The sequence below is a fragment of the Burkholderia sp. GbtcB21 genome, from assembly GCF_019091065.1.
In the GTDB taxonomy this organism is placed as follows: Bacteria; Pseudomonadota; Gammaproteobacteria; order Burkholderiales; family Burkholderiaceae; genus Burkholderia; species Burkholderia pyrrocinia_C.
In genome coordinates this window covers 355,626-375,610 of record NZ_JAGXKA010000003.1, presented here as the reverse complement: position 1 = coordinate 375,610, position 19,985 = coordinate 355,626, and the positions used below count along the sequence as shown (strand labels likewise).

19 protein-coding genes are annotated in these 19,985 nt (G+C 66.5%); 9 read left to right on the top strand and 10 right to left on the bottom strand.

Annotated features, from left to right (window positions below; genetic code table 11):
- Window positions 1–220: 220 nt before the first annotated feature.
- The 5 genes from KVT39_RS09720 to KVT39_RS09700 all read right to left on the bottom strand — a co-directional run bounded on the left by KVT39_RS09720 (window position 221) and on the right by KVT39_RS09700 (window position 5,028).
- Window positions 221–1,393 (bottom strand): FAD-binding oxidoreductase, encoded by a 1,173-nt coding sequence (locus tag KVT39_RS09720; protein ID WP_034181984.1) that lies wholly within the window; start codon window positions 1,391–1,393, stop codon window positions 221–223.
- On the bottom strand, window positions 1,390–1,587 hold the full coding sequence (locus KVT39_RS09715; protein ID WP_217588801.1) for a hypothetical protein: 198 nt from the start codon (window positions 1,585–1,587) through the stop codon (window positions 1,390–1,392). Before KVT39_RS09715 ends, KVT39_RS09720 begins: the two co-directional genes overlap by 4 nt.
- Window positions 1,584–2,735, bottom strand: coding sequence for a branched-chain amino acid ABC transporter substrate-binding protein (locus tag KVT39_RS09710; protein WP_175746688.1), 1,152 nt, complete (start codon window positions 2,733–2,735; stop codon window positions 1,584–1,586). Before KVT39_RS09710 ends, KVT39_RS09715 begins: the two co-directional genes overlap by 4 nt.
- Window positions 2,736–3,154: 419 nt before the next feature.
- Complete coding sequence (locus KVT39_RS09705) at window positions 3,155–3,346, bottom strand: CsbD family protein (RefSeq protein WP_034181982.1); 192 nt, start codon at window positions 3,344–3,346, stop codon at window positions 3,155–3,157.
- Between the two features lie 140 nt (window positions 3,347–3,486).
- Complete coding sequence (locus tag KVT39_RS09700) at window positions 3,487–5,028, bottom strand: helix-turn-helix transcriptional regulator (RefSeq protein ID WP_217588800.1); 1,542 nt, start codon at window positions 5,026–5,028, stop codon at window positions 3,487–3,489.
- 350 nt (window positions 5,029–5,378) lie between these two features.
- Here KVT39_RS09700 and KVT39_RS37915 point away from each other — a divergent pair, with 350 nt between their 5' ends.
- The 3 genes from KVT39_RS37915 (at window position 5,379) to KVT39_RS09685 (ending at window position 6,220) form a co-directional block, all read left to right on the top strand.
- Complete coding sequence (locus KVT39_RS37915) at window positions 5,379–5,543, top strand: hypothetical protein (protein WP_165948116.1); 165 nt, start codon at window positions 5,379–5,381, stop codon at window positions 5,541–5,543.
- A 55-nt stretch (window positions 5,544–5,598) separates the two neighbouring features.
- Window positions 5,599–5,958, top strand: coding sequence for a BON domain-containing protein (locus KVT39_RS09690; protein ID WP_217588798.1), 360 nt, complete (start codon window positions 5,599–5,601; stop codon window positions 5,956–5,958).
- Between the two features lie 64 nt (window positions 5,959–6,022).
- Entirely contained in the window at window positions 6,023–6,220 is a 198-nt protein-coding gene (locus tag KVT39_RS09685; protein ID WP_034181980.1) for a CsbD family protein, read from the top strand.
- A gap of 339 nt (window positions 6,221–6,559) precedes the next feature.
- Here the strand turns inward: KVT39_RS09685 and KVT39_RS09680 are convergent, their stop codons facing one another.
- Window positions 6,560–7,588, bottom strand: coding sequence for a DUF1338 domain-containing protein (locus tag KVT39_RS09680; RefSeq protein WP_034181979.1), 1,029 nt, complete (start codon window positions 7,586–7,588; stop codon window positions 6,560–6,562).
- A 224-nt stretch (window positions 7,589–7,812) separates the two neighbouring features.
- Between KVT39_RS09680 and KVT39_RS09675 the strand changes: the two genes are divergently transcribed.
- Entirely contained in the window at window positions 7,813–8,760 is a 948-nt protein-coding gene (locus KVT39_RS09675) for a LysR family transcriptional regulator (protein WP_175746690.1), read from the top strand.
- A gap of 26 nt (window positions 8,761–8,786) precedes the next feature.
- Here the strand turns inward: KVT39_RS09675 and KVT39_RS09670 are convergent, their stop codons facing one another.
- The gene (locus KVT39_RS09670) at window positions 8,787–9,248 is read right to left on the bottom strand and encodes a hypothetical protein (protein ID WP_217588796.1); all 462 of its coding nucleotides are present in this window, start codon (window positions 9,246–9,248) and stop codon (window positions 8,787–8,789) included.
- A gap of 87 nt (window positions 9,249–9,335) precedes the next feature.
- Window positions 9,336–11,465, bottom strand: a complete 2,130-nt coding sequence (locus KVT39_RS09665) for a TonB-dependent siderophore receptor (RefSeq protein WP_217588795.1) — start codon at window positions 11,463–11,465, stop codon at window positions 9,336–9,338.
- 937 nt (window positions 11,466–12,402) lie between these two features.
- On the opposite strand from KVT39_RS09665, the gene KVT39_RS09660 reads away from it, so the two are divergent.
- The gene (locus tag KVT39_RS09660; RefSeq protein ID WP_175746692.1) at window positions 12,403–14,031 is read left to right on the top strand and encodes an NADP-dependent glyceraldehyde-3-phosphate dehydrogenase; all 1,629 of its coding nucleotides are present in this window, start codon (window positions 12,403–12,405) and stop codon (window positions 14,029–14,031) included.
- 73 nt (window positions 14,032–14,104) lie between these two features.
- Here KVT39_RS09660 and KVT39_RS09655 read toward each other — a convergent pair whose 3' ends face one another.
- Window positions 14,105–14,737: a LysE family translocator gene (locus KVT39_RS09655; protein WP_217588794.1), complete on the bottom strand. Its 633-nt coding sequence runs from the start codon at window positions 14,735–14,737 to the stop codon at window positions 14,105–14,107.
- Window positions 14,738–15,329: 592 nt separating this feature from the next.
- On the opposite strand from KVT39_RS09655, the gene KVT39_RS09650 reads away from it, so the two are divergent.
- The 3 genes from KVT39_RS09650 (at window position 15,330) to KVT39_RS09640 (ending at window position 18,060) form a co-directional block, all read left to right on the top strand.
- A complete protein-coding gene (locus KVT39_RS09650; RefSeq protein ID WP_034181973.1) occupies window positions 15,330–15,653 on the top strand; it encodes a hypothetical protein in 324 nt (107 codons plus the stop codon).
- Window positions 15,654–15,865: 212 nt separating this feature from the next.
- Complete coding sequence (locus tag KVT39_RS09645; protein ID WP_175746694.1) at window positions 15,866–16,351, top strand: hypothetical protein; 486 nt, start codon at window positions 15,866–15,868, stop codon at window positions 16,349–16,351.
- 242 nt (window positions 16,352–16,593) lie between these two features.
- Window positions 16,594–18,060, top strand: a complete 1,467-nt coding sequence (locus KVT39_RS09640; protein WP_217588793.1) for a PepSY domain-containing protein — start codon at window positions 16,594–16,596, stop codon at window positions 18,058–18,060.
- Window positions 18,061–18,174: 114 nt separating this feature from the next.
- Here the strand turns inward: KVT39_RS09640 and KVT39_RS09635 are convergent, their stop codons facing one another.
- On the bottom strand, window positions 18,175–19,419 hold the full coding sequence (locus KVT39_RS09635; RefSeq protein ID WP_217588792.1) for an NADH:flavin oxidoreductase/NADH oxidase family protein: 1,245 nt from the start codon (window positions 19,417–19,419) through the stop codon (window positions 18,175–18,177).
- Window positions 19,420–19,496: 77 nt separating this feature from the next.
- On the opposite strand from KVT39_RS09635, the gene KVT39_RS09630 reads away from it, so the two are divergent.
- Complete coding sequence (locus tag KVT39_RS09630) at window positions 19,497–19,961, top strand: MerR family transcriptional regulator (protein ID WP_217588791.1); 465 nt, start codon at window positions 19,497–19,499, stop codon at window positions 19,959–19,961.
- The last annotated feature ends 24 nt before the right edge of the window (window positions 19,962–19,985 follow it).

The following is a 19,985-nucleotide window of genomic DNA, read 5'->3' as shown; positions in this document are numbered from 1 at the left end:
GGATGTCCAAAACCTGTCTGCGAGCAGCCATCACGCTTGTTCCGATCCGACGGACAGTTAGCTGTCCTCGAATGTCCGAACGGGCGACCGGCAGCAACGAGTCGCCAAGCACCCCTCCACCGAAATCCGCGATAAACAAAAAAAGCCCGACAAAGTCGGGCCAATAGGTTTGAGACACAAGGAGAATACCGCCCACCCCACACCGGGCGGTCACGCCGCGCTACACGACGTTCTTTTCGACGATCGGCCGGTTTTCCAGCACTCGCGCCCAGCCGAGCGACGACAGGTCGAGCGTTTCGTAACGCCCGCCCAGAATGAGTTCACTGACGCCGCGCCCCGTCGCCGGCCCCTGCTGCAGCCCGTGGCCGCTGTAGCCGTTCGCGAACACGACGTTGTCGAGTTCCGGGTGATACCCGATGATCGCGTTGTGATCGAACACGTTGTACTCGTAGTACCCGGACCAGCAGTTCTCCACGCGCAGCGCCTCGAACTCCGGCACGCGATTCGCGAGCGTCGGCCAGATCACGTCGTCGAACAGGTCGTGATCGACTTCGTCGAGCGGCAGATCGTCCGGGTCGCGATCCGGGCTCGGCGACGTGCCGCAGATATACGTGCGCCCTTCCGGCCGGAAATACACGCCCGTCGGATCGATCAGCAGCGGGCAATCCGCGAGCTTCGCCGGCGACGACACGTTGAAGATGCTGCGGCGCCGCGCATACACGGGAATGTCGATGCCCATCATCGACGACAGCGTGCGCGTCCACGCACCGGCCGCATTGACCAGCGTGTCGCACGCATAACGCTCGCCGTCGCCCGTCACGACATGCGTGATCTTCCGTCCATCGCGCTCGACCGACTTCACGTCGGCGGCTACATAACGCGCCCCGAGCGCCTGCGCTTTCTTGCGCAGCGCCTGCACGAGCCCGTAGCCGTCGAACCAGCCTTCACCGCTCACGCCGTACGCGCCCGATACGAGATCGTCGACGTTCAGCCACGGAAACTTCGCGCGCAGAGCATCGCAATCCATCAACCGGATATCGGCGCCGAGGCTGATCTGCAGCGCATGGTTCTCGCGCAGCGTCGCATCGCCGGCCGCCGTCGCGAGGAACAGGTAACCGCCTTCGTGCAAATCGATCGACGGCCGGTTGCCGTCCACTTCGAGCCGTTCGCCGATCGTGCGCAGGAAGTCGATGCCGAACAGCGACATCTCGATCGACAGCGGCGTCGAGAACTGCTGGCGAATCGACGCGGCCGACAGCGCCGACGACGATCGCGCATAGGTGGGGTCGCGTTCGATGACGGTCACGGCGACCGTCGGATCGGTGGCGCGCAGGAAATAGGCGATCGAGCTGCCGATCACACCACCGCCGACGATAACGACTTGAGAACTCACGACTGACTCCAGTTGCACGTAAAAAGCGCGGCCAGCCGGCCACGCCCGTTGGTTGTTCGTGCCGCGTCGCACGCGGCGTCGCGTCTGCAGACTTCCCGGGCGATCGCCCCGGCGTGCGCCGCGATCGCAACCGATCGCTCACGGTATTTCAGCACGTCCGGCATCGCCGCGAAAGCCTGCGTGCTTGCGTTCAATCCGCCGATTTCGTCGTGACGGGCTGCCACGCGGCGTTCTTCACTTCGTACAGCGTCGAGCTCGGGTTCTTCAGGTCGCCCGTGTTCGTGAACGCGATCGTGCCCGTGATGCCGTCGTAGCGCGTGTCCTTCAACGCACCGTTGAAATCGGCCGGCTTGGTCGAATTGGCCTTCTGCATCGCGTTGATCGCGATCCACGTCGCGTCGTACGCGAACGGCGCATACGCGAGCATGTCGACGCCGTACTTCTGCCTGAATTTCGTTTCGAACAGCTTGCCCTTCGCGAGGCGCGACAGCGGCTGCCCGTATTCCCACACGGCCGCGCCTTCCGCCGCGTTGCCGGCCAGCCTGATGAAGTTCGCGTTCATCACGCCGCCGCCCGCGAGAAACTGCGCGCGAATGCCGAGCTGGCGCATGCGCTTGACCAGCATCGCGGCCTGCGCGTCGAGGCCGCCGAAGAACACGAGATCGGCATTCGTGCTCTTGATCTTCGTGAGCTGCGCGCTGAAGTCGACGGCCTTGTCGTTCGTGAATTCGCGCGCGACGATCGTGCCGCCGTTCGCCTTCACGGACTTCTCGAATTCGTCGGCTTCGCCCTGGCCGAACGCGGTGCGATCGTCGATGATCGCGATGCGCTTCGCCTTGGTCACGCTCGCCGCATACGCGCCTGCGTTGCCGGCGTTCTGCGTGTCGGTCGCGATCACGCGGTACACGGTGCCGAGCCCGGCGCGCGTGATGTCGGGATTGGTCGCCGACGGCGTGATCATCGGAATGCCGGCCTTCGCGTAGATCTTCGACGCGGGCAGCGTCGTGCCCGAATTGAAATGGCCGATCACGACCGCCACCTGCGCGTCGGCAAGCTGCTGCGCGGCCTGCACGCCGGTGCGCGGATCGCTCTGGTCGTCCTGCGACGCGACGACGAACTTCACTGGCTTGCCGCCCACCGTCGTGCGCGCGGCATTCGCTTCGTCGACGGCCATGCGCACGCCGTTCTCGATGTCCTTGCCGTATGCGGCGCCGCCGCCCGTCAGCGGGCCGGCCACGCCGACCTTGACGACCGTCTCCTGCGCATGGGCCGCGCCCGTCTGGAAAGCGAGGATCGCGGCGGTCAATGCGACGCCGGAAAGCGAACGAATGCGGAACGTCATGGCAGTCCTTGTTCTGTGGGTCGGGATGCAACGCGCGACCGCCGCGCGTCGGCAACCTCCTGCGTGCCGGTGATGCTGCCCGCCGCCGGAGCGCCATTCGACGAAGGCGTCAAACCGGTCGGCCGATCACTGAGGTTCCGTCTCCGAAGAACCTTTCACCGCGAAAGAGGTGAATGGATTGTGGGTAGCCAATACCTGTGCAGCAAACGAATTATCGGAACTACGTTGTGAGGATTTGTCATCAAGTTCCGTGCGCACGAACGGCTCACGGCCCGCGCGACGGCGGGCCGTGAGCCGAATGCGTCAGTGGGATACGTGCCGGCGCCCGTCCGTCAACGCCGGCCGCGGTAATGCCGATGAAGCATCATTGCTTCGACAACGGCACGCGATCGAGATACCCGCCGCATCGCATCGTCCGCTCAGTGCCGATCCGTGCCCGTCTGCCTGCGCACCGCATCGGTCGCCTTGCCGGCCTTCTCCTGGATCTTGCCGGCCTGCTGTTCGGCGATGCCTTCCGCTTCCGTCTTGCGGTCGCCCGTCACCTTGCCGAGCGCTTCCTTGAGCGAACCCTTGAGCTGCTTGAGCCTGCCTTCGACGCGATTGCTGTCCATGGTCGTCTCCTGCGATGGTTGGGGAGAGCCGGCGATGTGACGGCCCGCGCCGCACCGCCGAGTGGACAGGTTCGCAAGCCTCCGCCGCGCGCGGCAGATGCGGATGCACCAGCACGCATGGTGCATTCGTACCGATGGCGTCAGTCCTTGCCCTTCGCGCCGCCTTTCTCCCCACCCTTCTCGCGCACGCCGTTCGCATCGGCCGCGCCGACGATGCCGCGCTCGCGCGCCCACACGATCGCCTCGCCGCGGCTGTGCACGTCGAGCTTCGCGTAGATCGTCGCGACGTGATTGCGCACCGTGTTCGGCGCGAGCCCGAGACGGCCGGCGATCTCCTTGTCCGCGAGGCCGTGGCACAGCAGGTCGAACACGTCGCGCTCGCGCGCGGTCAGGTCCGACAATTGCGCGCCCGCGTCCGGCGCATTCGCGTGCCGCACGTTCGCGAGCTTTTCGATCAGCGTGCGGCTGAACCACGACGCATCCTGCATCGCGGTTTCGATCGCGTAGACGAGCTCCATCTCGGTGCGCTTGCGATCGCTGATGTCGAGCAGCGCGACGAGCAGGCAGTCCCGCCCGTGAATCGCAACGGGGTCCGCCGACACGACGCAATCGCGCACGTCGCCGTCGAGCGTGCGGATCTGCACGTCGGCGTTGCGTACGCTGCCGTCGCGCGCGAGCCGGGCCTCGATGCGCTGCCACGCACCGCGTTCGGCCCACAGCCCGATCTCGTCCGCGGATTTGCCGAGCAGGTCGTCCTGCGAATGGCCCGTCATCGCGGCAAACGCATCGTTGACGTCGAGAAGCTCGAAGCGGTCGGCCGTGACGATCGCGGTCGCGACCGGCGCCATCCGGAATGCCGTCGCGAAGCGCTCCTCGCTTTGCCGCAGCGCGCGCTCGGCCTGCTTGCGCGGTTCGAGATCCATGAACGTGAACAGCATGCACGCTTCGCCGTTCATGTCGATCGGCTGCCCGGCGACGATCACCGCCTTCGTGCCGCCGTCCGCGAGTTTCAGCACGGCTTCCATCTGCGGAATCGTCGCACCTTCGCCGAGCCGCTCGACCGCGAGTTCGCGCCGCTCGGCCTGTTCGAGCACGTCGATCTCGTACACCGAGCGGCCGAGCACGTCGTCGCGCGCGTGGCCCGACATGTCGAGAAAGCCCTGGTTGACCTTCACGTAGCGCAGATCGTCGAGCCGGCAGATCACGGCCGGCGCCGGGTTTGCGTTGAAGGTGCGCTCGAAGCGCTCCTCCGCGCTCGCCCATTCGGTTGCATCGTGCAGCACGAGCGCAAGGCAGTCGGGCTCGCCGGCTGCGTTCGTCAGCACGAGGCTGCGGATCCGGTGAACCCAGCTCACGGTTTCGTCGGCGGCCGATTCGACTTCGACCGTCACGTCGCTGAACTCCTCGCCCGCGATCACGCGATCCATCGGATAGTGGCCGTCGCGCACCGGATGGTTGTTCCGGTAGCGCAGCCGGAAACGCTCGCGGTATTCGGTCACGGTCGCGCCGAGCGCCTTCAGCTCGGTCACGCCATGCATCGCGAGCGCAGCCTCGTTCGCCCAGACGATCCGCTGGTCGGGCTCGATCAGGATCACGCCCTCGGTGAGCCCCGCGATGATCTGGTGCAACTGGCGCCGATCGGTATGCGATTTGAGCGCCCGTTCGTTTAGCTGTTCGTTCATCGAATGGTTGTCCATGTCGTCAACATGACTGCCGGCCCGGCCACACCTCGCTTCGACACGCGCCGGCCGGCGCGTGCGGCGATGATCGCTTGCCGCACCTCGGCATGACAGGCGCGAATGCACTATCCGTCATAGTACATTCGCACGGCCCGCCGCAACCGTACGGCATCCCGCCATCCGCCGCGCCCCGCGCTGCAGGCGACCGACGCACCCCAACCCCATCACTGCCCCCGTGCAAACGCACTAGCCGATCAGGTGAATTTGCGCGATGCCCACCTGCGTTCGCATCGGTACGCTGGTACTGCATCGGCGCTCATGCGCTGCCTTCCAACCCGCAGAGGAGAAGCACGATGAAGCTGCATCAGACACCCGATCCGACGCGGCCCGAACCGCCTCCGGACAGTCCGCCCGAACCATCGCCCGGCACCGATCCGCCGGTTCCGCCGCCGCCCGACGTGCCGCGCCCGGACATCCCGCCGCGCGAGCCCGGCTACGACACGCCGATCGTCCGGTGACCGGCAACGCCGATCGCACTCCCTTATCCAACACGTCAATCGATGGAGAACTTCAATGAACAAGACCCGGCATCTTTCGACGCTGCTCGCCGCCGGCGCGGCCTTCCTGCTGAGTGCCGCGCCGCTCATGAACGCCCATGCACAGGAAAAAACATCGACCGACAGCGGCAACGGCATGCAGGCCGAATCGAACCAGCCCGTCACCGACACGTGGATCACGACCAAGGTGAAGAGCCAGCTGGCCGCCACCGACGGCCTGAAGAGTCTCGACATCGGCGTGAAGACGATCGACGGCGTCGTCACGCTGACGGGCGTGCTGCCGAACAAGATCGCCGTGAAGAAGGCGATCGCTGTATCGCGCGCGGTCAAGGGCGTGAAGCACGTCGACGCATCCGGCCTGAAGGCGAAGGCCTGACCTCCCGCGCGGCCGACGCCGCGCAGTTATCCCGCAGTTATCCCATTGCGACAAGGAGCACACCATGAACGAAGACAAGATCAAGGGCCAGTGGAAGCAGCTCACCGGCAAGCTGAAGGCCAAGTGGGGCAAGCTGACCGACGACGATCTCGCGGTCGCGGAAGGCGATCGCGAGTATCTGGCCGGGAAGATCCAGGAACGTTACGGAATCGCCCGCGATGCGGCCGAGAAGCAGTTGAAGGAATTCGATCGCGAGCTGTAACGCAACCGGCAAACTCACCCCGCCGCGGCGCCGCCGGCGTCGCGGCCATCAGGACAACGACATGGGCAAATATCTGATCGCCTGGCTGCTCGGCGTGCCGGTCGGGCTGCTGGTGCTGTTCTATCTGATCACGCACATCCTGTGACGGCGCGGCGCCCGACGCATCTGCACGTTCCCCCTACACCATCGGCTGCGACTCCGTAGTCCATCGCTCGAACGAGCGCACGCATTCCGCTGCATCGCAGCCACCCAACGCAAATCGGGCAGGACGCATGCGCGCCCTGCCCGATCGGCTTGCCCGTTCGGAAGCGAAGCGCGACGCGCCCCGCTTCACGTTCGTTACTTCGCCGCGTTCGCCGTCATCTTGAAGATGCCCTGCGCGTTGCCCGCGTCGAAACGCAGGTCGGTCACCCAGCGGCGCGCCGCCTGATCGAACGTGCGCTTGCGTGTGATGAACTCGTAGAACGAGCCCGGCACGTTGCGCTTCACCGTGCCGCCGTCGCGCGTGCGGAACTCGCGCTCGACGGTATCCGCGCGATACGCGGTCTGGAACACGCGGCCCGAGCGCGAGCGCTCGACTTCCGGCTTCATCGGCCGGCCCTTTGCCTTCTCGTCGTCGGACAGCTTGAACACGTCGGCGACGCGGTCGGTCGCATGGTTGAACGCGTTGCCTTCGGTCGAGATCCACGCCATTTCCGCCGATTCCATCAGCAGCGTTTCGTAGTCGAGTTCGTTCGGCAGATCGTGCTGGCGCGCGAACGCGCCGACGATCTCCGGCAGCAGCGCGTGCGCGGCGTCGAGCGACAGCCAGCCTTCGCGTTCGACTTCCCACAGCAGCGCAACGGCCGCCGGCGACAGCGGATCGCGCGACGAGCTCACGACATTCGTCACGGCCTGCTGGAATTCCTTCGAGAAACGTTCCGGATGCAGTTCGCTGACGAAGAACTGCGCGATTTCGTCCGGCGCATCCTCGTGCGCATACGCGCGGCCGGTCATGCCGAGCTTGTCGAGCGGGTAACGGCCGTTCAGGCGGAAGCCGAGCGGACGCAGGATGCGCGTGAACGCGGCCTCGCCCGGCGGCAGCGCGCCCGTGTGCGGCCAGCGCACCGTGCGCAGCGCGCCGTGGTCGAAGTAGACCGAGCCGCCGCTTTCGATCGCGTCGGCCGTGTATGCGCGGCCGTTCGCCGAACGCTCGAGCAGCCCTTCGAACAGCGCCATGTTCATCGCCTGCGCGATCTCCGCGCGCGTCACGATGCCGTCCTCCCATTCTTCGAGGATGGCCGGCATGTTCAGGGTCGAGAACAGGGCGTCGGTCTTCGCCTGTCCCAGCAGCTTCGTCAGCAAGCTCTCGATATTCGGATTGCGCATCAGGATTCTCGTCTCGGGGGACCGCCGGCAAACGTGCCGGCAACTCGTCGGCCGGCCGCCCATCGGGCGCCTGACCTTGCGTGGGGAGCATTATTCAAAGGGTTGCAGCCGTGCGTAAAGCGAGATTAAATTGACACGTGATGAGTTTTTGGAATTATCGACCGTCCCCGACCCGCTCACCGGCCCGCGCCGCGCGGGTCAGTTCGTCAGACAAATAGAGCATCATGCGCAAATTCAAGATCCCCAACATGGGCGCACTGGTGGCTTTCGAAGCCGCCGCGCGCCACGAGAGCTTCACGCATGCGGCCAAGGAGCTGTTCCTGACCGAAAGCGCGGTATCGCGGCAGATCGCGACGCTCGAGGCAAGCCTCGGCGTGCGGCTGTTCGCGCGCGTGAAGCAGCGCGTCGTGCTGACGCGCGCCGGCAAGCTGTACGGCACGCAGGTGCGGCGCGCGCTGGAAGCGCTCGACCGCGACACGCTGTCGATCATCGCGCACGGCAGCGGCGGCGGCTACCTGGAGCTCGCGGTGCTGCCGACGTTCGCGTCGCACTGGCTGATCCCGCGCATCAAGAGCTTCTACGACCGCACGCCCGACGTGCGCGTGAACATGGGAAGCCGCACCGACCTGTTCTCGTTCGAGGACACCCATTTCGAGGCCGCGATCCACTACGGCAAGCCGACCTGGCCCGGCACGTCGTCCGACTACCTGTTCGGCGAGGAAGTCGTGCCGATCTGCTCGCCCGCGCTGCTCGACGGGCCGGTCGAGCGTGTCGAGGATCTGCTCGCGTACCCGCTGCTGCACTCGACGACGCGCCCCGGCGCGTGGGCGCAGTGGTTCGAGACGCATGGCGTCGAGGACATTCGCACGATGCAGGGCGTGCGCTACGAACTGCACACGATGCTGATCAGCGCGGCCGCGGCCGGGCTCGGGATCGCGCTCGTGCCGAAGTTCTTCGTCGAGGAACAGTTGCAGCAGCTCGGCCTGGTCGTGCCGTGCGACGCGGCGACGGTCGGCGATTCCGCGTACTACCTCGTATATCCGACGGAATTCAGCCACAGCAAGCCGCTGGAGCTGTTTCGCGGCTGGCTGCTCGAGCAGGCGAGCGCGTATGCGGCGCCGGACGGAGATGTGGATGGCGCCGACGCGGAGGATGACGAGGACGTCGAGTAGCGCGCTCGCTTCAGGTCACGCTCAAGTCACGGCGCGGCGGCGTCGCACGCGTACCGCGTCGGCACATCGGCCGCGACGACCTTCACCAGCCGCGCGCGATCGGGCGTTTCCAGCCCCGGGCACGCGGTATCCAGATCGCGGATCACGATCGTCGCGCGCCCGTCGAACCGGCACACGCCGTTCGGCTGCGCGGCGGGCAGCCGCAGCCCGCGCGTCGCATCGCGCTGGTTCGTGAAAACGATCACGCCCGCGCGTTGCGAACGGTCCGGCAAGCGCCGCGCCGATGCGTCGTCCTCTTCGAACCACACGTCCGATCCGATCGATTCGTCGCCGTAGTCGAGCGCGTAACGGCCCGACAACGTGATCGCCCGCCCGGCATGCACCGCGCGGCAGTCCGGCTCGGCGTCGGCCGGCACCGGCTGCGCGCCCGCCGCGGCCGAACCGCACGCCAGCAACACCAGACACAGCACGCGGGCGCGGCCGTTCATGCTCGACACATCAAACGCTTTCCGGATCATGGGCAGTGAGGTGCGGGTCGTCGAAACGAAGACCCGCATTGTCGCGCAGCGCGAGCGTTACATGTGCCACTTCACCGTCGCGGTCAACGTGCGCGGATCGCCGGGCATGTTGTACAGGTCCGCGTTGCCGTGCGCGGCAATGAAGTAGCGGCGATTGAACAGATTGTCGAGCGTGAGCGTCACGTCGACCTTCTTGCTGCGATAGCCGGCGCCCAGGTTGAACACCGTGAACGACGGCAGCGTGACGAGATCGCTGGCCGACGTGTAACGCGCCGACTGGAACTGCATGCCGGCCGCCGCATAGAAGCCGTACGGCAGTTCGCGCTTCAGCCACAGGTTCGCGCTGTGACGCGGCATCAGCCCCGGCGTGTTGCTCGACAGCGCGAGGCCGGCCGCCGTCGATTGCGGCGAACCGTCGACCGTGCCGTTCATGTAAGCGTAACCGGCGTACACCGACCACTTCGGCGCGATCTCGCCGGTGAAGCCCAGCTCCATCCCGCGCACGTGCTGCGTGCCGATCGGCAGCGCATAACCGGGATTCGCGGGGTCGCCGATCTGCTGGTTGGTCTGGCGCATGTCGAACAGCGCGACGCTGGCCGTGGCCTTGCCGCCGAGGTCGAAGCGCGAGCCGAGCTCATACGCGGTGGTCTTCTGCGGCGCGAGCGCGGCGCCGTTCGAGTACGCGCCGGAACTGATCAGCGTATCGGCGAGCGGCGAGAACGACTGGCTGAACGAGCCGTACAGCGTCAGCCAGTCGAGCGGTTCGTAGATCAGGCCGACGCGCGGGCTCCACGCGTGATCGGTGCGGTCGAGATTGACGTTCGACGACGTGTAGTCGTGGCGGATCTGGTTCAGGTAGTCGAAGCGCAGGCCGGCGAGCACCTTCCAGTGCTCGGTCAGCGAGATCAGGTCCTGCGCGTAGACGCCCGCGAGCCCGACGACGGTCGACGCGTTCGTCTTCGCACGCGCGCCGGTCGGCACGCCGGGCAGGATCACCTGCTGCGGATTGAAGAGGTCGTAGGTGGCGACCTTCGTCACGTTGTAGACCGTGTCGAACTTCTGCTGCTGCGACAGCTCCAGCCCGTACAGCAGCTCGTGGCGCATGCCGAACAGCGACGTCTTCTGCGTGAGCTCGAACAGGCCGTCGATGCCGTGGTCGGTGCGCTGGCGCGTCGACTGGTCGAGCGTCACGACCGGGTGCGCGGCCGTCTTGATCGGCTCGAACGTCACGTAGTTCTTGCGTTCGAGCGAGAAGTCGTACGCGCGGATCGCACCGTGGAACGACAGCGAATCGTTGAAGCGGTGATCGAGCGACACCGTCGCGCTCTTCGCGGAGACGTCGTTGTACGAGCTGTTCGCCGCGTCGGCCGAGCCGTAATACGTGTTGATCGGCACGTCGACCGGCCGGCCGCGATACGCGGGCAGGCCCTGGTCGGACGTGCGGCGATCGTGCAGGTAGTCGAATTCGACGTTCAGCACCGTGTTGCTGTCCAGCTTGAACTGCGCGGACGGCGCGATCGCCTGGCGGTTGAGCTGGAACTGGTCGCGAAAGCTGTTCGAGTTCTCGGCCGCGCCGGTGATGCGGAAGCGCGCCGCGTCGTTCGCATTCCAGCCGAGGTCGAATTCGCCGCGCCGCTCGCCGCGCGTGCCGAGCGTCAGGCCCACGTCGCGCACCGGGTTCGCGTCCGGCCGCTTCAGCACGCGATTCACGATGCCGCCCGCCGAGCCGCGCCCGTACAGCACGGCCGCCGGCCCCTTCAGCACCTCGACGCGCTCGACGTTCGACAGGTCGCGATAGTAGAGCGCGTCGTCGCGAATGCCGTCGACGTACTGGTCCGTGATGCTGTTGAAACCGCGGATCGTGATCTGGTCGCGCTGGCCGTCGCCGACCGAGAAGCCGACGCCCGGCACGTTGCGCAATGCGTCCTGCATCGACGACGCGTTCTGGTCCTCGATCACCGCGTGCGGGACGACGTTCACCGTCTGCGGCACGTCCATCAGCGACATGTCGGTCTTGGTCGCCGCGCGCGACCGGCTCGCGTCGTACGACGCATGCTCGGCGGCCGCATTGACGGAAATCGCGGGCAAGGTCGCCGCGGCGTCGCTCGCCTGCGCGAACGAAGTGCGGGCGCCGGCCAGCGACGTGACGATCAGAAGCGCATGGCAAGCGCTCGTGTTGAGTTTCATCGTGAACGTAGGGGGTGAAGGAAAAACGGCGAACGGAAACGCGTCCGGTCGACGCGCGAATCGCGCAGCGACCGACGAAGCCTTTCCGTGAACTGGATGGCGCGCGGGGGATCGCCCCGTCGCGCATGCCGGCGGCGAACGGCCGGCGAGGGTGGATGCCGGCCGGCACGACCGGCACGAAAAAAGCCGTGACGTCCCGTCACGGCTCGTAATGGTGCGAAATAATAAACGAGAATGATTCGTGTTTTCGATTAATTTTTAACGTGTCGCCTGCCCGCAACGTGCATGCGTATTGCGCTCTGCATTCCTGACGAATACCTTTCATTTTCAGGTGCTAATCCGCGCATCGCCGAAAGCAAATAGAAAGAAATCGATCGGCCGCATCAAGTGGATCGTGCGGAAACGGTCAGGCAGAAGGTGGGGTTCGGGATACGACGACGAAAAACTTGAAGAGGATCACGAAGGATCAAGTAAAGCAGGAGCGGCACGTATTCAACGGTCCGGTGCGCGCCGGACCGGGCAACCCCGACCCGGCGCTCCGGGCAGCCGACCTCGCATCGGCAGCGCGGCGGACCTTCTTCTGTTGTTCACTACATCTGCTCTCTCAGGCTCGCTTCATTTTTTTCTTCGTCGCGCTGCGCCATTATCCGCCCAAACCAGCCGGAGTGAAACGTTTGCGGTTGCAACAAACGCGCTATACCGGCCATTCGGAAACAGTCTTTCCGAATGCTTACGATGCATGTGCTGCGATCCGGCAATTCTTGCATTCGCGTCAGCGTTCCTTTTTAATGGAACTGGTTCCAATCGCTGATTCAGCCATGTTCCAGCGTGACGTGTCGTCGTCCGCGCGTCATCATGCCGATTCAGGATCGAGGATCATTCAGCTCAGGATTCGCATCGCCCGTCCTTCCCGGACACCTAGTCAAACGAGACCGTCATGCCCGATTCCGCCTCCCTGCAGCAACTGTTTCCCGCGTATCAAGACATCCCCGCCGAGTTCCGGCTCGCTTCACCGATTCACCAGCGCGTATCGCTCGTCGACGGCGAACTTCGACCGTGGGACGGCGCGACCAAGACCGTGCTGTCGCCCGTGTGCGTGCGGCAGGCCGACGGCAGCGTCGAGCAGGTCGAGATCGGCAGCTATCCGGTGATGGGCGAAACGGAGAGCGATGCGGCGCTCGACGCCGCGGTGCGCGCGTACGACTCGGGCCGCGGCGAGTGGCCGACGATGAAGGTCGAGCAGCGCATCGCGTGCATGCAGGACTTCATCAAGCGGATGGTCGCGCAGCGCGAGCTGGTCGTGAACCTGATCATGTGGGAGATCGGCAAGAGCCTCGCCGATTCGCAGAAGGAATTCGACCGCACCGTCACGTACATGACGCAGACGATCGATGCGCTGAAGGAGCTCGACAACGCGAACTCGCGCTTCGTGATCGCGGAAGGCACGATCGGCCAGATCCGCCGCACGCCGCTCGGCGTCGTGCTGTGCATGGGCCCGTACAACTATCCGCTGAACGAGACCTTCGCAACGCTGATCCCCGCGCTGCTGATGGGCAACACCGTGGTGTTCAAGCCGCCTCAGTACGGCACGCTGCTGTTCGAGCCGCTGCTCGAAGCGTTCCGCGACGCGTTCCCGCACGGCGTGATCAACACGATCTACGCGCCGGGCGCGGTGGTCGTGCCGCACATGCTCGCGTCGGGCAAGATCAACGTGCTCGCGCTGATCGGGTCGAGCAAGGTGGCCGATCACCTGAAGAAGCAGCACCCGAAGTCGCACCGGCTGCGCGCGATCCTCGGCCTCGACGCGAAGAACGCGGCGATCGTGCTGCCCGATGCCGATCTCGACCTCACCGTGAAGGAATGCCTGCTCGGTGCGCTGTCGTTCAACGGCCAGCGCTGCACCGCGCTGAAGATGCTGCTCGTGCACCGCTCGATCGTCGACGAATTCCTGAAGCGCTTCACCGCCGCGCTCGAACAGCTGAAGATCGGCATGCCGTGGGAAAAAGGCGTCAGCATCACGCCGCTGCCCGGCATGCATCGCACGGCCTACATGACGGACGCAATCGACGACGCGAACGCCAAGGGCGCGCAGGTCGTCAACCACTCGGGCGGCGAATTCAGCAAGACGCTGTTCTATCCGGCCGTCGTGTATCCGGTATCAGAAGGAATGAAGCTGTACCGCGAGGAACAGTTCGGGCCGATCATTCCGGTCGCGCCGTTCGACGACGTCGACACCGCGCTCGACTACGTGACGACGTCGGAGCACGGCCAGCAGGTCAGCATCTTCGGTTCCGATCCGGTGCAGATCGGCGCGCTCGTCGATCCGCTCGTGAACCAGGTGTGCCGCGTGAACATCAACTGCCAGTGCCAGCGCGGGCCCGACGTGTTCCCGTTCGCGGGCCGCAAGGATTCGGCCGAAGGCACGCTGTCGGTGAGCGACGCGCTGCGCGCGTTCTCGATCCGCTCGATGGTCGCGGCGAAGCAGACCGACAGCAGCAAGCAGTTGCTCGACTCGATCGTGTCGGATCACACGTCGAAGTTCATCAATACGGGCTTCATTTTCTGAAGCCGTCGTGAAGCGGGAACCTTCCGCCGCGCGTCGATGCTGCGGAGGGTTTCAGCGAACACCGCGCTGCTTGTCATACGTTCGACGCCAGCAGCCGGATCCCCGCCACGCCGAACACGACCGCAAGACACGCTTCCATCGCGCGACGGCCGCGCACGTATAGCCGGCGCGCGCCGTCCATCGAGAACACGAGCGCATAACCGCCGAACACCAGGCACCCGATCACGACACAGCCCGGCACGACCGCGCCGTGCGACGCGCCCGCGCCGTCCGACGACAGCGCGACGATCGACACCCACACGAGAATGGCTTTCGGATTGGTCAGGTGCAGCATCGCGCCGCGCGCGTAGAAGCGCGACAGCCGCTGCTCGCGCGCCGCGTTCAGCGACGCCGCCGCCGTGCCCGACAGCGCCGTGCGCCCCGACTTGAATGCGAGCCACAGCAGGTACAGCCCGCCGAAGATCTTGATCGCGACCAGCAGCCTCGACCATGCGAGCAGCGCGGCCGACACGCCGAGCGCCGCCACCGTCGCCCAGAACATCGACCCCGAAATGACGCCGAGCGCGAACGCGAGCGCCGCCTTGCGGCCCTGGTTCGCGGCGACCGACATGATCGCGAGATTGCTCGGCCCCGGGCTGGCCGTACCGATGAAATAGGCCGTGTAGGCCAGCAGCAGGTTGGCCGAGAAGAAGGCGTGGACGCTCATGTCGAATCTCGCAGGGTGGGTTCCGGGATTGTTGGCAAACGCGGGCCGTCTGCCCATGGACAATTGCGCGGCCAATCGCTGGGCCAGTTCGACGGCCACGCCAATCGAATCGCCGTTCGTGAAACCGTCTCGGATATGAAACACCCGGCGCATTCGCCGCCCGTTTCCCCATGCAACGGAGTTCGTCCCGTTTCAACGTTTGCCGCCAGCGAACGCACGGCAGACACGGGCGGAACGCGTGGATCGGCACGTTTCGGCCGTTCGCCGGCAGAAACGCACCGCGCGTTCCGCCCGCGTTACGTTACATCCGTGAAGCATTTCGCGTCGCCGAGCCCCTTCGTGCGCCTGACGTCCACCACGCCCCGCCTGTAGACACCCTCCTCGACCGCCTGCGCAACCCACTACCGGCGGGACTCGCCGGCCGGCGCCGGATCGCCGCTCGACGTTGCTCGACAATCGGATCGCGGCGCTGGTACGGAAACTGCATTCCGTTCCGGTAAAAGCCGCGCCGACGACCCGCGCGGACACAAATTCAACCTCGGGCGCATCCACGAATACGCCCGAACGATTCGCGCAAGCAACGAGGCCCCTCATGGATGCGCTGCCCAATTCGTCCGACACGGCGTTCCAGCTCTTTCTCGCGAAGGTGCTCGAACAGCCGCTGCCCGACTGGACCGAAAAACAGCAGATGGAACTCGAGATGGCACGCACGCTGTCGACCGAAATGGTCCACATCGCCGAAGAGATGCGCGGCCGCGCGCCCGATCTCCCGCGCTGCCTCGTGCTGCTCCGTTACGCGAAAGTGCTCGACTTCATGCTGACGTCGCTCGCCGCGCGCCGCGACATTCATCCGCAGACGCTGCGCACGCTGTTCCGGCTCGCGAACCTGAAGGTCGACGATTCGTATCCGGCGTGACGCGGCCCGGCGAGGCGGCTTGACGAACCGGCTGCCGTAGAAAGCCAGCTCCCGATACGAGCGAATGCGCGCATCGATCGCCGCCGCGATCACGAAGCCGAGCGACGCATGACGCGGTAACGCCGCGCACACGCCCGCTCGCGCGCCGGCTTATCCCGATCATCAGCGCTGCGGCCGGCCCCTCCCCGCAAACGGATGTACAATCGCGCGCCATGAACGCACTTCGCCGCTTCCTGCTCCGGCAAGGCGTCGCGCGACAGTTTCTGTGGGGTTTCCTCCTCGTGACGCTGCTGTCCCGCGCGCTGATGTCGGGTGCCGTGATGCTCGATCCGGACGGTCCGGATGCGGGCTCGGTGGTGCTGTGTTCGGGCCGTGGCCCGCTGATCGTCGACGTGGCCGCACTGGCCGCCCGCTTCGATGCCAGCGCGCCGATCACGCCGGCCAACGACGCGCTGGCGCTCGTCGATGCGCTCAAACACGACGCGCATGCCGACAAGACGGCGCCCTCAGGAAACGGCGACAGCCTCTGCGCATTCGGCGCCGCGCTATTTACGGCCCTCGCGTCGTTCGTGCTGCTGGTGCTGCTGTTTCCCGCCGCGGTTCCGCGGCGTTTCCGGATTCCTCCCGATTTCCTTCCTGTCGTGCGGTCGATATTCGACGATCGCCCGCCCTCCCGCGCCCCTCCTCTGTTCTGCTGAACGTTCCGCCCAACGGCTCGTGCACGTCGATGTGCATGGGCCTTCATGCCGTTCGTTTCACTGAACCCGATTCAAGCGTTCACCCGACTGCCCGCGTCGCGCGGGCGGCGCCGCCTTGCGCATTGCCTGCGCATCGGGCCGCGCTGCCCATTACGTCGATGCTCGCATGCCGGTGTGTGGCGCGTTGACGGCGGCCGGCCCGCGCCGGCCTCGCCGATCGACGATCACGAGGAGCTGACACCATGTCGACCACCACCGTCGAGCGGGCGATCTCGCCCGCCCATTCCGCAAGCGCCGGTTACCGGACGCTCTGGCGCTGGCATTTCTATGCCGGCCTGTTCGTGATGCCGTTCCTGGTGATCCTCGCGATCACGGGAACGCTTTATTGCTTCCAGCCGCAGATCGAGCCGCTGCTGTATCCGCACCGGCTGCTCGTCGAGCCGCGCGCCACGCCGAGGCTCGACCCGGGCGCGCTGCTCGCCCGCGCACGTACCGCGATGCCGGCCGGTGCGACGCCGGTTTCCGTCCAGGTCTCCACCGCGCCGGACCGCAGCGCCGAATATGTATTCCGGCTGCGCGACGGCAGCCGCGAGAGCGTCTACGTGAACCCGTACGACGGCAGCGTACTCGGCACGCTGAGCGTCGAGCGACGCTTCATGCAGGTCGACCGGATGCTGCATCGCAAGCTGCTGCTCGGCAAGACGGGCGAATTGCTGATGGAGCTCGCCGCGTGCTGGACGTTCGTGATGATCGGCACCGGCATCGCGCTGTGGTGGCCGCGTGGCGCAGCGCGCGTCGGACGCGCGCTGCGGCCCGACCTGTCGCTGCGCGGCCGGCCGCTGTGGAAGAGCCTCCATGCGACCGCGGGCATCTGGCTCGCGGCCGGTACGGTGGCGTTCATCCTGACGGGGCTGCCGTGGTCGGGCTCGTGGGGCAAGAACTTCAAGGCGCTCGCCGCGACCGTGAACCTCGGCGCGCCGGAGGGCGCATGGGGCGGCGCGGCGGTGCGTTCGACGCGCCCGGGCGCAGCGGCGGAACCTGCGCGCGCGCAGGCCGACGCGCCGTCCGGCCACCATCACGAATCGGGCGAGTCGATGCCGGGAATGGTGATGGACGACCTGCCTCTGCCGCAAACGCCGTGGGCGGTCGGCAACGTGCCCGTTCCGCATTCGCCGTCCGCGCCGACGCCCGCGCCGCTGCCGCTGGCACGCGCGATCGCGATCGTCGCGGGGCTCGGCGTGACGAGCGGCTACACGCTCGCGCTGCCGTCGGGCGCGGACGGCGTGTTCACCGCGTCGTACTTCCCGGCCGACCCGAAGGCGGAGCGGACGATCTACATCGACCAGTACAGCGGCGCGGTGCTGAAGGACATCCGCTACGACGACTACGGCGCGGTGTCGAAAGCCGTGTCGTACGGCACGTCGCTGCACATGGGTCGCTACTTCGGGCTCGCGAACCAGATCATCTGCGCGGTGCTGTCGCTCGGGCTCGCCGCGATGGCCGTCACGGGCGCGGTGATGTGGTGGAAGCGCCGCCCTGTCGGCAAGCTGGGCGCGCCGTCGCGCGAACGCGGCACGCCGCCGATGCGCGGCTGGATTGCAGGGCTCGTGCTGCTCGGGATCGTATTCCCGCTGATGGGGATGACGATCGTCGCGGTCTGGTTGATCGATCGTTTGCTGTTCGGCCGTGCGGCGCGCGCGACAGCATGACCGCGAAGCGATTCCACTGATTCAAAGGATTCCGAAGCATTAAGTTCAGATTGATGCTGCCCGCTGCGTTGCTCGCGGCCTTCGCGCCCGCCGGGCAGGCCCAGGAAAGCGCCGTCACGCGCGCGGGCTCGCCGCGCGCCCCGCCATCCACTTCCGATAGCGCCGCGTCTGGCATTGCGCGGCCAGTTGCTGCCCGACCAGCGCGCGCAGCGGCGACACCTGCGGGTTCGTGCGGCGCCCTTCGCTGAGCCGCGTGAGCTGGAACTTGACGACGGCCATGTTGGCCAGCGCGCCCAGCGCCTTGCTCTTCCACCGGATCGGCTGCAGCACCGGCGCGCTGTCCTTGCCGGCCCGCCAGTCGCGCGGCAGGTTCGGATCGATCGACAGCGCGGTCGCGATACCGACCATCGCCACGCCGCTTTCGACCACCTGTTCTGCGACCGCACGGCGCCGGATGCCGCCCGTAACCATCAGCGGCATCCGAGCGACGGCCGTGATGTCGCGCGCGAATTCGAGGAAATACGCTTCGCGGGCAAGCGTGCGCCCGTCGCGCGCCTCGCCCTGCATCGCCGGCACTTCATAGCTGCCGCCCGACAGTTCGACGAGATCGACGTCGAGCGGGTTCAGCAACTCGACCACGCGCTTCGCGTCGTCCGCGCTGAAACCGCCGCGCTGGAAGTCGGCCGAGTTCAGCTTGACCGCGACGACGAACGCGGGCGACACCGTCGCGCGCACGGCCCGCACGATGTCGAGCAGCAGGCGCGCGCGATTTTCGATGCTGCCGCCCCACTGGTCCTGCCGGCGGTTCGTCAGCGGCGACAGGAACTGGCTCAGCAGATAGCCGTGCGCCGCATGAATCTGCACGCCGGTGAAACCGCTTTGCTCCGCAAGCTGCGCCGCGCGCACGAAACGCTGCTGCACCTCGGCGATATCGGCTTGTGTCATTTCCTTCGGCACCGGGAACTGCTTCGACAGCGCGCCGAGCGCGAGCGGCACGGCCGACGGCGCGAGCGTCGTCTGGCCGAGCGCCGCCTGCATCTGGCGCCCCGGGTGGTTGATCTGCATCCACACATGCGCGCCGCCCGAGCGCGCGATCTGCGCCCAGCGGCGGAAACGGTCGAGATGCGCGTCGCTCTCGAGCACGACACCGTTCGGCCCGGTCATCGCGCGGCCGTCCACCATCACGTTGCCGGTCAGGATCAGCCCGGCCTGGCCGTCGGCCCAGGCCTGGTACAGGCGCAGCAACGCGTCGGACGGCGCGTGATCCGCATCGGCCATGTTCTCTTCCATCGCGGCCTTGGCCAGCCGGTTCGGGATCACCGCGCCGTTGGGCAGTGTCAGGGGCGTAAACAGGTTCATGGAGCGCATCCTCGATTGACGATGTCCAACGATAACTTTAAAGTCAACTTTAAGGTCAAGCCCCTTTGGAGCACCACATGAAAATCGGCGAACTGGCGCGTGCCAGCGGCCTCGCGGCGTCGCGCATCCGCTTCTACGAAGCGAGCGGCCTGCTCGAACCGGCCCGCCGGCAGGCGAACGGCTATCGGGAATACGGGCCGGAAGCGTTGACGCGGCTCGCGATCATCGACCGTGCGCAGCGCGCGGGTTTCGCGCTCGACGAAATCCGCGCGGTGCTGCCGCCCGATCTCGGCGCGTGGCCGCGCGACGAACTGCTGGTCGCGCTGCGGCACAAGGTCGACGAGATCGCGCTGCTCGAACAGCGTCTCGCGCAGAACCGGCGCCATCTGGAGACGCTGATCGACGAGATCGAGAACAAGCCGGCGGGCGAGGATTGCGCGGGCGCCGCGCAACGCATGCTCGACCGGCTGTGCGAGCAGGCCGGCGAACCGCTGGCGCCGGCGCCCGCGCCCGCCGCACGGCCGACGCGCAAGCGCGCGTGACTGATTACACGGCGTCACCTGCCG

What these genes read in the sequence shown, in the direction of transcription:
- KVT39_RS09710 (WP_175746688.1), bottom strand. Translation starts at nt 2,735, where the DNA reads ATGACGTTCCGCATTCGTTCGCTTTCCGGCGTCGCATTGACCGCCGCG.
- KVT39_RS09705 (WP_034181982.1), bottom strand. Translation starts at nt 3,346, where the DNA reads ATGGACAGCAATCGCGTCGAAGGCAGGCTCAAGCAGCTCAAGGGTTCG.
- KVT39_RS09700 (WP_217588800.1), bottom strand. Translation starts at nt 5,028, where the DNA reads ATGAACGAACAGCTAAACGAACGGGCGCTCAAATCGCATACCGATCGG.
- KVT39_RS37915 (WP_165948116.1), top strand. Translation starts at nt 5,379, where the DNA reads ATGAAGCTGCATCAGACACCCGATCCGACGCGGCCCGAACCGCCTCCG.
- KVT39_RS09690 (WP_217588798.1), top strand. Translation starts at nt 5,599, where the DNA reads ATGAACAAGACCCGGCATCTTTCGACGCTGCTCGCCGCCGGCGCGGCC.
- KVT39_RS09685 (WP_034181980.1), top strand. Translation starts at nt 6,023, where the DNA reads ATGAACGAAGACAAGATCAAGGGCCAGTGGAAGCAGCTCACCGGCAAG.
- KVT39_RS09680 (WP_034181979.1), bottom strand. Translation starts at nt 7,588, where the DNA reads ATGCGCAATCCGAATATCGAGAGCTTGCTGACGAAGCTGCTGGGACAG.
- KVT39_RS09675 (WP_175746690.1), top strand. Translation starts at nt 7,813, where the DNA reads ATGCGCAAATTCAAGATCCCCAACATGGGCGCACTGGTGGCTTTCGAA.
- KVT39_RS09670 (WP_217588796.1), bottom strand. Translation starts at nt 9,248, where the DNA reads ATGAACGGCCGCGCCCGCGTGCTGTGTCTGGTGTTGCTGGCGTGCGGT.
- KVT39_RS09665 (WP_217588795.1), bottom strand. Translation starts at nt 11,465, where the DNA reads ATGAAACTCAACACGAGCGCTTGCCATGCGCTTCTGATCGTCACGTCG.
- KVT39_RS09660 (WP_175746692.1), top strand. Translation starts at nt 12,403, where the DNA reads ATGCCCGATTCCGCCTCCCTGCAGCAACTGTTTCCCGCGTATCAAGAC.
- KVT39_RS09655 (WP_217588794.1), bottom strand. Translation starts at nt 14,737, where the DNA reads ATGAGCGTCCACGCCTTCTTCTCGGCCAACCTGCTGCTGGCCTACACG.
- KVT39_RS09650 (WP_034181973.1), top strand. Translation starts at nt 15,330, where the DNA reads ATGGATGCGCTGCCCAATTCGTCCGACACGGCGTTCCAGCTCTTTCTC.
- KVT39_RS09645 (WP_175746694.1), top strand. Translation starts at nt 15,866, where the DNA reads ATGAACGCACTTCGCCGCTTCCTGCTCCGGCAAGGCGTCGCGCGACAG.
- KVT39_RS09640 (WP_217588793.1), top strand. Translation starts at nt 16,594, where the DNA reads ATGTCGACCACCACCGTCGAGCGGGCGATCTCGCCCGCCCATTCCGCA.
- KVT39_RS09635 (WP_217588792.1), bottom strand. Translation starts at nt 19,419, where the DNA reads ATGAACCTGTTTACGCCCCTGACACTGCCCAACGGCGCGGTGATCCCG.
- KVT39_RS09630 (WP_217588791.1), top strand. Translation starts at nt 19,497, where the DNA reads ATGAAAATCGGCGAACTGGCGCGTGCCAGCGGCCTCGCGGCGTCGCGC.